General features: G+C 34.2%; 13 protein-coding genes. 6 read left to right on the top strand and 7 right to left on the bottom strand.

From position 1 onward, the window contains the following. Positions 1-559: 559 nt before the first annotated feature. On the bottom strand, positions 560-1,819 hold the full coding sequence (locus tag ACIQ2S_RS06120; RefSeq protein WP_396173963.1) for an ABC transporter permease: 1,260 nt from the start codon (positions 1,817-1,819) through the stop codon (positions 560-562). A 73-nt stretch (positions 1,820-1,892) separates the two neighbouring features. On the opposite strand from ACIQ2S_RS06120, the gene ACIQ2S_RS06115 reads away from it, so the two are divergent. Beyond that, the gene (locus ACIQ2S_RS06115; RefSeq protein WP_396173961.1) at positions 1,893-3,131 is read left to right on the top strand and encodes an exo-beta-N-acetylmuramidase NamZ domain-containing protein; all 1,239 of its coding nucleotides are present in this window, start codon (positions 1,893-1,895) and stop codon (positions 3,129-3,131) included. A 56-nt stretch (positions 3,132-3,187) separates the two neighbouring features. Here the strand turns inward: ACIQ2S_RS06115 and ACIQ2S_RS06110 are convergent, their stop codons facing one another. Beyond that, a complete protein-coding gene (locus tag ACIQ2S_RS06110; protein WP_396173960.1) occupies positions 3,188-3,685 on the bottom strand; it encodes a YkgJ family cysteine cluster protein in 498 nt (165 codons plus the stop codon). 91 nt (positions 3,686-3,776) lie between these two features. On the opposite strand from ACIQ2S_RS06110, the gene ACIQ2S_RS06105 reads away from it, so the two are divergent. Then, the gene (locus ACIQ2S_RS06105) at positions 3,777-4,484 is read left to right on the top strand and encodes a class I SAM-dependent methyltransferase (protein ID WP_396173957.1); all 708 of its coding nucleotides are present in this window, start codon (positions 3,777-3,779) and stop codon (positions 4,482-4,484) included. A 53-nt stretch (positions 4,485-4,537) separates the two neighbouring features. On the opposite strand, the gene ACIQ2S_RS06100 is transcribed toward ACIQ2S_RS06105, so the two are convergent. Next, entirely contained in the window at positions 4,538-4,942 is a 405-nt protein-coding gene (locus tag ACIQ2S_RS06100) for a DUF2059 domain-containing protein (protein ID WP_396173955.1), read from the bottom strand. A gap of 39 nt (positions 4,943-4,981) precedes the next feature. Then, a complete protein-coding gene (locus tag ACIQ2S_RS06095) occupies positions 4,982-5,614 on the bottom strand; it encodes a 7-carboxy-7-deazaguanine synthase QueE (protein WP_396173953.1) in 633 nt (210 codons plus the stop codon). Between the two features lie 121 nt (positions 5,615-5,735). Here ACIQ2S_RS06095 and ACIQ2S_RS06090 point away from each other — a divergent pair, with 121 nt between their 5' ends. From ACIQ2S_RS06090 to ACIQ2S_RS06075, 4 genes are all read left to right on the top strand, one after another. Continuing rightward, complete coding sequence (locus ACIQ2S_RS06090) at positions 5,736-7,277, top strand: helicase HerA-like domain-containing protein (RefSeq protein ID WP_396173951.1); 1,542 nt, start codon at positions 5,736-5,738, stop codon at positions 7,275-7,277. A gap of 80 nt (positions 7,278-7,357) precedes the next feature. Next, complete coding sequence (locus ACIQ2S_RS06085; protein WP_396173949.1) at positions 7,358-7,726, top strand: DMT family protein; 369 nt, start codon at positions 7,358-7,360, stop codon at positions 7,724-7,726. Positions 7,727-7,768: 42 nt separating this feature from the next. Continuing rightward, entirely contained in the window at positions 7,769-8,074 is a 306-nt protein-coding gene (locus ACIQ2S_RS06080; protein WP_396173947.1) for a GIY-YIG nuclease family protein, read from the top strand. Positions 8,075-8,127: 53 nt separating this feature from the next. After that, positions 8,128-8,487, top strand: a complete 360-nt coding sequence (locus ACIQ2S_RS06075) for a cupin domain-containing protein (RefSeq protein ID WP_396173944.1) — start codon at positions 8,128-8,130, stop codon at positions 8,485-8,487. A gap of 69 nt (positions 8,488-8,556) precedes the next feature. Here ACIQ2S_RS06075 and ACIQ2S_RS06070 read toward each other — a convergent pair whose 3' ends face one another. The 3 genes from ACIQ2S_RS06070 to ACIQ2S_RS06060 form a co-directional block, all read right to left on the bottom strand. Next, positions 8,557-9,777 (bottom strand): hypothetical protein, encoded by a 1,221-nt coding sequence (locus ACIQ2S_RS06070; RefSeq protein WP_396173940.1) that lies wholly within the window; start codon positions 9,775-9,777, stop codon positions 8,557-8,559. Continuing rightward, entirely contained in the window at positions 9,767-12,247 is a 2,481-nt protein-coding gene (locus tag ACIQ2S_RS06065) for a DUF2339 domain-containing protein (protein WP_396173938.1), read from the bottom strand. Before ACIQ2S_RS06065 ends, ACIQ2S_RS06070 begins: the two co-directional genes overlap by 11 nt. 127 nt (positions 12,248-12,374) lie before the next feature. Continuing rightward, on the bottom strand, positions 12,375-13,718 hold the full coding sequence (locus tag ACIQ2S_RS06060) for an FAD-dependent oxidoreductase (RefSeq protein WP_396173936.1): 1,344 nt from the start codon (positions 13,716-13,718) through the stop codon (positions 12,375-12,377). Positions 13,719-13,948 lie beyond the last annotated feature (230 nt).

Genomic DNA, 13,948 nt, shown 5'->3' with positions numbered 1-13,948 from the left:
AAGCGGGTGCAAAAGTAACAATTCTTTTTGATTTGACAAACTTTTTGAAAAAAAAATTAATCTCTTTTCTCTGGCTTTTAAATCTTTAGTTTTTGTCGCGTAAGGAGGGCAAAGATAACTATCTTTTTGCTCCCATTCCAAATCTTTTTACAGATATTTTATCTACAATCTACCTTAGAACGTCAATCTTATTGCGGGTGCAAAAGTAGTACTCTTTTCCTTCTTTCCAAATCTTTCCTATCCTCTTTTTAAAAGTATTTTTTAAGAGGCTGATTCATCGAAGGTTGCAAATGAAAGTTTTTTTATATGGGTTGTAAGTTCTGGGTTGCGGGTTGTAAGTTGTGGGTTATAGGTGCAATAACGTGAACCTCTAGCTGACCACTGCTCCCCTAGCCCCGATAGTAATGGAAAGCACGGCTTGTTGGGATTGAATGAGGCTTGCTCTGACAAAGCGACCAACGGAAGCTATTGGCAGAGCTTAGCCGAACCAAACCCAACAAACGGACTTGGAATGGACCTGCCTGCCGGCAGGCAGGTAGCGGGAAATGGCTACTCAAAATTAATCGAAACGAATAGCTTTAACCGGAGAAATTCTGGTAATTATAAAAGAAGGAATTAACAGTACCAGTAGAGAAATGAGCACTGTTCCCAAATTAATCAACAAAAAGTAGAGCCAATTGAAATCAACCGGGGCAACTGTGACATAGTAATTTTCAGGATTTAAAGTAATGATGCCGAATTGCTGCTGTATAAATATGAAAGTGAGGGCAATTAAATTTCCCCAAAACAATCCACGTAGAATGATGTGAAATGCATTGTAAAGAAATATCTTTCGTATGTTCCAGTTAGAAGCCCCTAATGCCTTCAAAATACCTATCATTTGGGTACGTTCAAGAATCAATACCAATAAAGCTACCGCCATATTTATGGTAGCGACCACAATCATAATTACTAAAATCACTATGATATTAAAGTCAAATAATTGCAACCATTCGAAAATATAAAAGTATTTATCGACAATTGTTTGTGTATCGAGTGTCTGTTCCGGGTTCTTTTTGTTGAAGGTATTATTGTAAACTTCTTGTCCTTTTTGTTGAATTTGTGTAAAATCGTCAACAAAAACTTCAAAAGCTCCAACTTGATCCGGTTTCCATTTATTCATTCGTTGGATGTGACGAAGATCACCTAAAATATAGGTTGCATCAAATTCCTGAAATCCTGAATTGTAAATACCGACTATTTTAAACACTCTTAAATTGGGTGGTTGATTACTATCTTCTTTCATGAAAAAGGTATTCATCTGGTCGCCATTTTTCAATAAGAGTCGGTTTGCCAAATATTCTGAAATAAGAATTTCATTATTTTCGGCTCTGCTTTTATCAATAGTAGGTTTTCTTCCTTCGATTAAATACTCTTCGATATTCTCCCATAAAAAATCATCGGAAACACCTTTAAAGATTACTCCTTCAAAAGAGTCTTCTGTTCGGATGATGCCTGCTTTTGTTGCAACTGCTTGGATGTATTTGATTCCGTCAACAGATTTAAACTTCGGGTAAAAATCTTGTTCTATAGAAACAGGTACCTTACTTACAACTGATTGATTGTCGTCAAAAATTGAAATAATAATATGTCCGTTAAATGCGGCCACTTTTTGGCGTATTTTTTGCTGAAGTCCGATGCCTGTTGCTACCGAAATTATCATCATGATAATTCCAATAGCAATAGCAGCAATTGCAATTTTTATTATTGGTTTTGATATACTACTTTTAGTACTTTTGGCGGTAGTTAATCTTTTTGCAATAAAATATTCTAAATTCAAAGTGATTATTTTGATGAGATACAAAGATACACAAAGTTACCTGCCGTACTAATTCAAATTTTAAAGACCCTCCATGAGACTTTTTATTAAACATAAAATTCTATATACAACAGTATTTCTATTAGTTCTTGCTTCATGTAGAACAAAAGCTCCAATCATAGAAAGCACTTCGATACCAACCGAAATTGAGTTAAGAGAAGTAAAGACCGGTGCAGAGAACATTAGGAAATACCTATCAAAAGTCAAACATAAACATGCGGGAATCGTAACAAACCAAACCGGAATTGTAACTTTAGACAATGATTTAGATAAAAAATTACCGTCAAACCAACAGAGCATTGTTGATTATTTGTTGGAGCATCATATAAATATTACCAAAATATATGCTCCGGAACACGGATTTAGGGGTACCGCTGATGCGGGCGAACTCATAAAAGATGGCTTTGACACCCAAACCGGATTGCCCATCATTTCATTGTACGGTGATAATAAAAAACCAAAACCAGAGCAATTAGCCGGAATTGACGTAATGATTTTTGATTTGCAAGATGTGGGTGTTCGCTTTTACACGTATATCTCTTCACTTCATTTTGTGATGGAAGCTTGTGCAGAAAATGATATTCCACTGATTATTTTAGACCGTCCGAATCCTAATATAAACATCATCGATGGTCCGATTTTAGAAATGACCAACACCAGTTTCGTCGGTATGCATCCTGTTCCCATTTTACATGGCATGACGATTGGAGAATATGCTAAAATGATCAATGGTGAAAAATGGCTAGCCAATGGTGTTCAATGTGAATTAACAATTGTGGCTTGTGCTAATTACCATAGAAACCACAGTTATTCATTACCTGTAAAGCCATCACCCAATTTACCGAATGACCAATCAATCAATTTATATGCGAGTTTGTGTTTTTTTGAAGGTACCAATGTGAGCGTTGGCAGAGGCACTGAAACACAGTTCCAAATTTACGGATCCCCCTATTTACCCATTAGAGATTTTTATTTTATCCCAAAACCAAATTTAGGATCCAAATCTCCTTTGCATAATGGCAGACTCTGTTTTGGTGAAGACTTAACCAATTATCCGAAGGTTTCACAATTAGAATTAAAATGGTTGCTAAAAGCTTATGAAAATACCATTGATAAAAACGTGTTTTTCACGAACTTCTTTACCAAATTAGCCGGTACTAAACAATTACAGGAACAAATAATCAGTGGTCTATCGGAGGAAGAAATCCGTAAAAGTTGGGAAATCGGGTTAGAAGCGTTTAAAAAAATGAGGGAGCAGTATTTGATTTATTAACCTAACCCCCAACCCCTCTCCAATGGAGCGGGGAGCGAGAATTTGTGCTTATTCTATTAAAGCGGCAATTTCTTTTTCATTTCCTCCACAATGTTAAAAGCAGCCGGACATATAACTACATTTTTTAATGTCAAATCCGTAATTTGATTGAACTTTTTTCTGTCGGTATGCGGGAATTCGCGACAAGCTTTGGGTCTAACATCGTAAACCATGCAATAATTTTCAACATCTAAAAAGGTACATGGAACGGTTTTCAGCACATAATCATTGTCTTCGTCGATTCGCAAATGCTGATCAATAAATTGCTGTGGTTTTTGTTTGAAATGTTTAGCGATGCGTTCGATGTCTGCGGAAGTAAACAAAGGACCCGTTGTTTTGCAGCAATTGGCACACTTCAAACAATCGGTTTTTCGGAATTCTGCCTCATGCAAATCCTGCATTACATAATCCAAATTTTTGGGTGTTTTCTTTTTGAGCTTATCAAAATACTTTTTGTTTTCGATATGCTTATCTTTGGCAAGTTTTGCCAATGTGTCGATTTGAAAATTTGCCAATGTGTCGATTTTATATTGCAAAGTTAAACAACTTGAAACTTTAAACTTAAAAAAGAATCTGTGAAAAGATTCTGAAATAAATTCAGAATAAATGAAAGACCTTTTTGGAAAAGCCATTTTAGATTATCAAACGGGGAACAATCCGCAGGATTTGATTACGGAAACCTCCATTTCGGAAGCCGATGAAATGAGTGTAGCGTATTTGTTTCGCGGTTTTGATGAAATGCCAAAACTAGAGCAAAAAGCATTGGAACTTTCTTTTGGCAAAATTTTAGATGTAGGCTGTGGAGCCGGAAGTCATTCACTTTATTTGCAGGACAAAGGTTTTGCTGTTACCTCGATAGATGTTTCGCCAAATACCATTACAGCCTGTGAATTAAGAGGATTGAAAAATGCAAAAGTGCAAGATGTGATGACTTTAACTAATGAAAAATTTGACACTCTTTTGCTTTTGATGAATGGAGCCGGAATGTGTGGCCGTTTGAAAAACATTTCAAAGTTTTTGCAACACTTAAAAAGTTTGTTAACTGCGACAGGCCAAATACTAGTTGACAGTTCCGACATCATTTATATGTTTGACGAAGGTGAGGATGGAAGTAAATGGATTCCAGGCGACTTAGATTATTATGGAGAAGTGGAATTTACTGTTTCCTATAAAGGTGAAACCGAGAAACCTTTTGACTGGATGTACATTGACTATAATTCCCTTCAAAATGCGGCTATTGCCAATGGACTAGCGTGTGAATTGGTGCTGGAAGGCGAACATTTTGATTATTTAGCAAAACTTACTATTGCATAAAAAAGTCTCAATAATTTGAAACTATTGGGACTTTAATTACAACTATATCTCGGTTATTGCATATATTTCATCAACATTTCTTGAAGTCCTGCACCCCATTCTTGTGCTGCTAACATCGATTGCTCTGTCATAACTCCTGATTTTTGAGTTATTTTCAGACCTATTGGCGTTTCATAAAATTTAATCATCTCTTTTATTTCAGCATGTGTATACTCTTTCATATAAACTTCTGCCATTTTATCATAGAAGGCTGGCATTGTCGCTTCAAATTCTTTTGAAAACTCAGCATGTTTGGCTTCTGGAATTAAGTCTATGATTTGCTTTTTGGCTAATGCCATTTGAGCGTCTGAACCTGTCATTTTAATCACCTTCATCACATCTGCTTTAAAAGCGGCATCTTGTGCAGCAACAAACTGAGTGGATAAAACAAAAACCAAAGCTAAAATTATCTTTTTCATATAAGTGTTTTTTAAGTTGATTTCAAAAATACTTTTAATTTATGGGATATTCAAATATTTGTGCGTTTGTAAAGAAACTCTCCATTTTGGATTTTTCATCACATAATCTATAATTAGCGGCGTCATTTCTTCTCTTTTACTCCATTCGGGCTGTAAAAAAAGAATGACATTCGCATTTACCTTTGCCGCTTGTTCTTCTGCAAAAATAAAATCGTGTTTGTTATAAATAATCACTTTTAATTCATTAGCCATATCATAGGCACTATGAACGGGTAATTTATTTTTCTTTGGCGAAAGGCAAAACCAATCCCAATGACCGGTTACATCATAACAACCGGAAGTTTCAATATGGATTTTTAGCTGAGCCTCTTTTAATTTTTGTGTTAAAACCGACATGTCCCAAGTTAAAGGCTCTCCACCGGTTACAACAACGGTATCTGCATAGGCTTTTGCATGTTCAACAATAACATCTGTTTTTGTTGGCGGATGCAACTCGGCATTCCAACTTTCTTTTACATCACACCAATGGCATCCTACATCGCAACCGCCAATTCGAATGAAATAAGCTGCTGTTCCGGTATGATAGCCTTCGCCTTGAATGGTGTAAAACTCCTCCATTAGCGGCAGCATCTCGCCTTTTTCAACCGCTAATTGTATTTCTTTTTGAAGCATTTTTAATAAAAATAGGCTACAAAGGTAATCAATTTGAAAATGAAGCACTTTGAAAATTTGAAAATCATACCTTTTGATTTATAAATGCTTTTATTACATTTGAGGGTTAAATCTAAAAATCATGAGTAAAGCCGAAGAATTTAGTCAGCACATTATTAACGGATATGCTACCAAAGGAGATTTTATAACCTTAGGTGGAGCAATGTTAGACGGTGTACCCGTTGGTGGAAATGCCCAAGTAAACATTGCTTTAAAAACCCTAAACCGACACGGATTAATTGCCGGAGCTACCGGAACAGGAAAGACAAAAACCATTCAAGTGCTTTCTGAGCAACTTTCCAAAAACGGAATTCCAGTGTTGATGATGGATATCAAAGGTGATTTTTCCGGAGTTGCGATGCCAGGAATTGAACAACCTTTTATCACGGAACGTCATGCTAAAATCAATTTAGGTTACGAAACCAAAGGTTTTCCGGTAGAATTGATGACGATTTCTAAACAAAATGGTGTGCGAATGCGGGCAACTGTTTCGGAATTTGGACCTGTTTTGTTTTCGAGAATATTGGATTTAAATGACACTCAAGGTGGAGTTGTTTCAGTAATTTTTAAATATTGTGACGATCATACATTACCATTATTAGATTTAAAAGATTTCAAAAAAGTTTTACAATTTATCACCGAGGAGGGAAAAGAAGAAATTGAAAAGGAATATGGAAGAATTTCCACTTCTTCAACCGGTTCAATTTTAAGAAAAGTGATTGAATTGGAACAACAAGGAGCTGATGTTTTTTTTGGCGAATTATCTTTTGATATCGATGATTTGATGCGAATTGACCAAAATGGAAATGGATATGTCAACATTATTCGCTTGACCGACATTCAAGATAAACCAAAACTATTTTCAACTTTTATGTTGAGTTTATTGGCAGAAATATACAATACTATGCCGGAACAAGGCGATGCCGGAAGACCGGAATTGGTCATTTTTATTGATGAAGCTCATTTGATTTTTGATCAAGCCAGTAAAGCCTTGCAAGATCAAATTGAAACCATTGTAAAGTTGATTCGTTCCAAAGGAATTGGTATTTATTTTATCACGCAAAATCCACAAGATATTCCGGCTGGAGTATTGAGCCAGTTGGGTTTAAAAATTCAACATGCGTTGAGAGCTTTCACGGCAAACGACCGAAAAGCGATTAAAATGACAGCTGAAAATTATCCGTTGTCTGATTATTATAAAACCGATGAAGTGATTACACAACTCGGAATTGGAGAAGCATTTGTAACGGCTTTGAATGAAAAAGGGATTCCTACTCCACTTGTCGCCACGATGCTACGAGCACCAATGAGTCGCATGGATGTATTGACGCAACCCGAAGTTGATTCACACATAGCAAGTTCTAAATTGGCAAAAAAATACAATGAAGTGATTGACCGCGAAAGTGCTTTTGAAATTTTAAGCAATAAAATTAACGCTGCTCAAGAACAGGCCGAAAAGCAGGCGGATGAAGCGGCTAAACAAAAAGAAGCTCAAAAAACTACAACCACCTCAACTCGACGAGCTCCCGAAAGTCAAGCCACAAAAGCGGTGGTAAAAGTATTAACCAGTGCGACTTTTATTCGAGGTGCTTTGGGAATTTTGAGTAAGATGTTTAAAAAATAAATGAGTCAATGTGTCAATGAGTCAATGTGTCGATGTGTCAATGAGTCAATTTGAAAATTTGACAATTTTAGAATGGTTTTATGAAAGGATTTTTGACGATTGGGCTACTTATACTTTCCAACATCTTCATGACCTTGGCGTGGTATGGTCACTTGAAATTTAAAGATTTGAAGTGGTTTGAAAACGCCGGACTGATTACGATTGTATTAATCAGTTGGGGTTTGGCTTTGTTTGAATATTTCTTTCAAGTTCCGGCGAATCGAATTGGATATGAAGGAAATGGCGGACCGTTTTCACTTTTGCAGTTAAAAGTGATTCAGGAAGTGATTACGTTAGTGATTTTCGTAATTTTTTCGATGCTTTTCTTTAAGACAGAATCCTTTAAATGGAATCATTTTGTGGGAATGTGCTTTTTGGTGCTGGCGGTTTATTTTATTTTTAGGAAGTAAGTCATTGCGAGGAACGAAGCAATCTCATAAAGTTTGGAAAGTATGAAAACCGGGTTTATTTATATTGTGACTAATAAATATAACAACACCTTGTATATTGGTGTTACTTCTAATTTACCAAAGAGAATTTTAGAACACAAAGAAAAAAGATATGAAAACTCATTTTCTGCAAGATATAATTTAAACAAATTAGTCTATTACGAACAATTTCAAATGATTGGAGATGCAATTGCTAGAGAAAAACAATTAAAAGCGGGATCTAGAGCTACAAAAATCAAACTAATTCAAGACTTTAATCCCCTGTGGAACGATCTTTATGAAAGTATAATTGATATTATGACAATTTAAAACAAGAGGAGGTAGATTATGAGATTGCTTCGTTCCTCGCAATGACTAAAGAAATGAAAAAATATAAAATCCAAAAATCGCCATTCATCGTTCCAACAACTGATGGAAAGTTAATCGAAGAACATTTTGGTAAAGCTTCGGACGGCAACACTGAAATTTCCATCGCTCACATGATTGCCCCGCCCAATTGGAGTGAGCCTTTTCAAACGCCAGAGTTTGATGAATATACTTATGTTATCAAAGGCAAAAAACAATTTATCATTGAGGACGAAGTACTAATTTTAGAAGCCGGTCAATCCATCAAAATTGAGAAAAACACTCGCGTTCAATATTCCAATCCGTTTGATGAAGTATGTGAATATATTGCTATTTGTAAACCTGCTTTTGATTTTGAAAAGGTGCATCGGGAGTAAATTCAGTCCACAACTTTGTCAAAGTTTGGAACTTTGACAAAGTTATTTACCGTATGAATTCAAAAAATGTTATTGTTTTTCCTTCAAATCCTTCAATAAACCAATTGCAAAATATCCAGTAATTGCAATTCCGAATAAAATACAAATCCACATAAATGCTTTTGACTGCCAAAATGGTTTTTCGGAAGAATTTTCTTTTTTAGATTTAATTTTTGTAAGTTTTGAAATCTTTGCTTTTGGATAATCTTTAGAAGAATCTATAAAATTAGCTAAATCATATTGAGGTTTTGTAAATGTAGAATCTATTATAACTTCATATTTTTCGTTTGACTTTAAATCTGCAATTACATATAAATTTTCTTGTAGTAAATCAATTTTTGAAATTTCCAAAGGCTGATTGTCTTGGTTTTCTATTTCAATTGTAAATTCTTTTACGAAAAAACTATTGAATTTAAATGTATTTGAAGTATTTGAATTCAATTGAAAACTTGAAATTTCTTGCTGATAGCTTTCAGTTTGTCTTTTTACATTTCGAGTTTTAGTTACAAATACTTTAGCAGATCTTGAAAACAATTGAGTTGCAGTTGCAAGTGAAATTCCGTCAACTTTTTGAAAAATATCTGATGAAAAGGTAATTATTGTTTTCTTTTTCTTTAAATCTTCTTTGATTTTATACTTAAAATCATTTAAAATTGAAGTATCAATTACTTTTTGTTCTCCATTAAAATATCCAACATCTATTATATTTATTGGTAAAGAGTTCTTATCATTAAAATCAATTTTTAAAAACTTGTAATTATTTGATGGAAGATGAATTATTTTTTTAACCGAAGTTCCTTTTTCATTGTTCAAATTAGTCAACAATTGATTATCAACCAAACCGAACCATTCTATTTGATTGTCACTTCCACTAACTGTGTAAGTTTTATTTAATGTTGTATTGGATATATGCAAACCAATATCTTCACTATACTTTTGAGTGGGATAATTAAAAGGGATTTCAATAGAGGTAATAGAATCTTTCAAAATTGTCTTTCTTAATATCTTCAACTCTCTATACCTTTGAAAGTTTCGATTAGTATTATCAAAAACCACATAAGGAACTTCTTTATTATTTTTATCTAAAATTCGGAAAAAATCTAAATTTTCACGACTTGCAGATCGAACTTCGGCAGAAATTTGAATTTTATTGAATCCGTCTTTTTGAACGTTTTCGATGGAAGCAATATGACTTTGGGCAAACCCAAAACAATATATAAATATGAAAAGAACTATAAAATTAATTTTCATCAGAGTCGTTTTTTGGAGTTTCATCAACAACTAATTTTTTAATTTTTTGGTACACAAAAGAGATAATCAAAATCAATATTCCTAAAAGAATAAAGGCTACAATTTTACCGGTTTCGGAAACGTTTTTGATATCGTATACAAACAATTTTGCTATGGTCATTCCCAGCAACGTTAATGAAATGATTCGCAGTTGCTTCCATTGTTTTTTAATACCGACAATTAAAAATGCAAATGACAGCACGCCCCACAGAATAGGGAAGCCAATTTTGATGATTTGGCGTTTTACTTCATCTACTTTTGAGTCAATGAAATAAGCTTTTTCCCAGTTGATTATTGTGTTATTTTCAGGAAATTTCTGTGCTAATTCTTTCGTTGAAATCACATTGGGCGTTACATACAAACTGTGAATCATCATTTCATAACTCAGTATAAATATAATTGCGAAAGCACAGGTCCACAATGCAAAATTGGATTTGTAGAAAGCCAAAGCTTTTACTTCTGAATGGCATTTGATGATTGCATAAAAGAAGTAGACCAAACAAAATACTAATAAATAATGAATGTAAAAGGAACTTTTTTCATTTAATCCAAGGTTCAGACTAGTCAAAAACTCTTCGGTTGGAAGATTAAAAAAGTATAAAATATAAAGTCCGATATTGATTGTCGCTAAAAGAATTGCAAGGGTTCTAAAATCATGCTTTTTCGGTTGTAATGCAAAATAAATTACAACGGCACTAAAAATAAAATGGTATAAAATAGAATACGAAAGTGATGAATAACGAATTTTCAGCAATTGATTGGCTTGAAAACTAGTTTCTAACATCCCAACAAAATAGGCAACCAAAGTGGCAACAAGTAGAATTCCGGTGGTGTATTGATTTGGATTAAAGCTCAAAAACCAAACTTTCTGAGGTTCAGTTTCCTTTTTCAAAATAAGATAAGTGGCAATTAACGAAGTCAAAGCCACAATTCCAGTGATAAAAATCGGATTGAGAACAATTGCCAATTCCGTTTCGAAATAAGAATATTTGTTGATCCAATCAATTACTAAACTAAAAATCATCAGTATTTGTACAATAATAGCCCCTAATTTAAACGAGTTGATTTTTGATTGTTTGGATAGCCAAAACAACAGAACAGCTTCGATTGCCCAAAACAAAGTGATGTAATTTCCTTTGAATTGAATTGGTATGGTTAGGGTCACAAATGTTAGTGTTAAACCAAGTAACAAATAAATGGCGTTTTTATCAAAGCCAAAACGTTTGTACAAAAAGACAGCATAGATTAAATTAAACACTGCAATTGCTAAAGTAAACAATCCTTTGAAATCGATTCCCCAATTATGCAAAATTCCCATTCCAACCGAAAAGTAAAAGAATGTGTTGCCAATCATGATCATGTACTCAAGAACACCAAATGTTCCCTTGCGGCGAAGGTTATGAATCACTGTAATAATACTAAACAAAAGATAGAAAATAGTTGCAAAAACAAATGCTCCGCGATGCGGTAATTTATTGTCGAAAAGTTCCACCACATACCAGCCACCAAAAAGAATGATGGTAAAAATAAACGATAGCAGGTTTAAAACATTCCATTTTTTAAAGTAGGCAATACTTAAAATTCCAGTGTTTAAAATGACGATATATGAAAATAACACGACATAATTTCCTTGTCCGGTACTTACCATAAAAGGCACTGCAAAACCGCCAATCAGCGACAAAATAGCCAATTCCATTCGGTTGTATGAAACCGACACCAACGAACTGAAAGCGGTGATAACTACCATGATACTGAAAGCGACCGTTTGACTAAACAACTGGTATTCATGAAAAGCAATCGCAATGGTAAAATAAAAAATACTCACCGCTCCGGCTACTAAAACAGAACTAAAAGCTGTAAAATTTGCTCGAAGTTTATGAGCAATTCCCATTACAATTGAGCCCGCTAAAATTCCGATTCCTACACGAGCAGTCTCATTGATCCAATCTTTATCGATGGCATATTTTACGAAGAAACTGATTCCGAGAACTAAAATTAAAATCCCTATTTTGTTAATCAGGTTTTCACCTATAAACTTTTCTAAATCCGGATTGTTCTCTTTAAATGATTCTGACCATGATTTTTTAGGAATAGGAGCTTTTACAATAATTTCAGGTTTTTGGAAAGAAACTGATACAGGTTCTTTTGGTTTTTCAAATTTTGGAATTGGAATAGGTTCTTTTACCTCCACAACCGCTTTTGGCAACTCCGGTTCTACTACTTTGGCAGAAACTTCGGTTTTTGTAAAAACAATATCTTCCTTCGTAGAAACGGTTTCTTTTCCCTCAAAAGTTTGAAGTTGCTTTTGAAGTTGTTCGACTTTTTGTAAAACTTTATTAATTGTTTCTTGAGTGGCTTTGAATTTTGAATTAAGATTGGAAATAATTACAAACAAAAGAATGAGTACAAAAAACAACAAAAAAGCTTCCATGTGCTAGTGATTAGGTTACTAACAAATATAGTAGAAATTCTGATGAAGATTGTTTTAAAAAAATAAGATTTTCATCTTTCGGAAAAGATTTGCCAAAGATTGAAACTATTGTAAAGCTACATTCCGATTATTGATTCAATAATGAAATGATTTTTTCTTCGACCTCCCAACTATTCCATTTCTCTTCAATATTTTCTAATTGCATCACTTCTTCCATTATTTTATTTTGGAAATCGCCAATGGCTAGTGCTTCCGAATAAGGTTGTAAACTAAAGGTTACTCGGCTGTAGAGTGGCAGCCATTTTTCAGGGTGTTTATCAGAAAACCATTTTTCTATTTTCTTTTGCAGTAAGAATTTTTCGTCGGCGGTTTTAGCACTCATCTCCATGAAATTGCGATACGAAAGTTCGGCAATTGCATCAGCATTGGGTTTTCGGGATTTTTGGTATTCATCAAAAATGGTTTCCCAATCGTCGCCATACTTTGAAATCATTTCATTCAAAACTGTGATATCTTCAAAACCGGCATTCATTCCGTGTCCGTAAAAAGGAACAATTGCATGACACGAATCGCCAATTAAAGCGACTTTGTCGTTATGTGTCCAAGGATAACATTGCATAGTAACCAAATAACTTTTAGGATTTTTAAAGAAATCTTCCACCAAATCGGGTATCACTTCTTTGGTATCCGGAAAGTATTTTGCAAAAAACTCAACCAACGTTTTTTCGTCATGTAGACTTTCAAATGAATTTTCACCTTCAAAAGGCATAAAAAGTGTACAGGTAAACGAACCATCTAAATTAGCCAATCCCATCAACATGAAATTGCCACGTGGCCAAATATGCAAAGAGTTTTTATCAATTTTATATGTTCCGTCTGCATTGGCGGGAATATGCAGTTCTTTGTAGCCAATTTTTAAAAACTTTTGTGAATAATCGAACATACTTTGGCGTTGCATGCGGTGGCGAATTCTTGAAAACGCCCCATCGGCACCAAAAACTTTATCGTACTTTAAATCGGTCCACTCGCCTCTTTCGGTTTCGCCAATATGCAAAGTAGCATCTGATAAAGTGACATCCCAAATTTTGTGTTCAAAAAAGAATTCAACACCTTCGGCTTCTGCCAAATCAATCATTTTTCTGTTCAAAACACCTCTGGAAAGTGAATAAATAGCCTCCCCTTCTTTGCCGTAATTTTGATACGTAAGTTTTGAATCTTGTAAATGAATCGCTCGTTTATCCACGGGTATTCCGATTTTTTTGATTTCCTCGGTCAAGCCAATATCATCCAGTGCTTTCCAACCTCTATTTGACATCACCAAATTAATAGAACGCCCTGAAAATTCAACGGTTCTGATATCTGCACTTCGATCAAAAACATGAACGGTGTGCCCTAATTTTTTAAGGTATATTGCCAATAAGGTTCCCACTAATCCGGAACCAACAACGGCAATTTTCTGAGGAGTTTGCATGATAAAAAATCAAAAATTGGAATACAAAAGTACGGATAACTAAGAGAATAAAAGCTCGTCAATTTCTAAAATTTTATTCTAAACTCCAATTTTGTTTAACATTTTATATTTTATATTAAACATTTTATATCTTTGAAAAAAATAATAATGCTATCCTATTCTAAAGAGTCGTTTCAGAGTCTACCTAAAATTCCACGTTTAAATTTAATAAATAGTTGCACGGGTTACAA

It is taken from the genome of Flavobacterium sp., from assembly GCF_044371705.1.
In the GTDB taxonomy this organism is placed as follows: domain Bacteria; phylum Bacteroidota; class Bacteroidia; order Flavobacteriales; family Flavobacteriaceae; genus Flavobacterium.
Note: the sequence above shows the minus strand (reverse complement) of the source record. Positions and strands in the feature narration are given on the sequence as shown.

Bases quoted from the DNA above. Each gene is read 5' to 3' on its own strand.
- ACIQ2S_RS06095 (WP_396173953.1), bottom strand. From the start codon at position 5,614: ATGCTTCAAAAAGAAATACAATTAGCGGTTGAAAAAGGCGAGATGCTG.
- ACIQ2S_RS06080 (WP_396173947.1), top strand. From the start codon at position 7,769: ATGAAAACCGGGTTTATTTATATTGTGACTAATAAATATAACAACACC.
- ACIQ2S_RS06065 (WP_396173938.1), bottom strand. From the start codon at position 12,247: ATGGAAGCTTTTTTGTTGTTTTTTGTACTCATTCTTTTGTTTGTAATT.
- ACIQ2S_RS06085 (WP_396173949.1), top strand. From the start codon at position 7,358: ATGAAAGGATTTTTGACGATTGGGCTACTTATACTTTCCAACATCTTC.
- ACIQ2S_RS06070 (WP_396173940.1), bottom strand. From the start codon at position 9,777: ATGAAAATTAATTTTATAGTTCTTTTCATATTTATATATTGTTTTGGG.
- ACIQ2S_RS06060 (WP_396173936.1), bottom strand. From the start codon at position 13,718: ATGCAAACTCCTCAGAAAATTGCCGTTGTTGGTTCCGGATTAGTGGGA.
- ACIQ2S_RS06100 (WP_396173955.1), bottom strand. From the start codon at position 4,942: ATGAAAAAGATAATTTTAGCTTTGGTTTTTGTTTTATCCACTCAGTTT.
- ACIQ2S_RS06105 (WP_396173957.1), top strand. From the start codon at position 3,777: ATGAAAGACCTTTTTGGAAAAGCCATTTTAGATTATCAAACGGGGAAC.
- ACIQ2S_RS06090 (WP_396173951.1), top strand. From the start codon at position 5,736: ATGAGTAAAGCCGAAGAATTTAGTCAGCACATTATTAACGGATATGCT.
- ACIQ2S_RS06115 (WP_396173961.1), top strand. From the start codon at position 1,893: ATGAGACTTTTTATTAAACATAAAATTCTATATACAACAGTATTTCTA.
- ACIQ2S_RS06075 (WP_396173944.1), top strand. From the start codon at position 8,128: ATGAAAAAATATAAAATCCAAAAATCGCCATTCATCGTTCCAACAACT.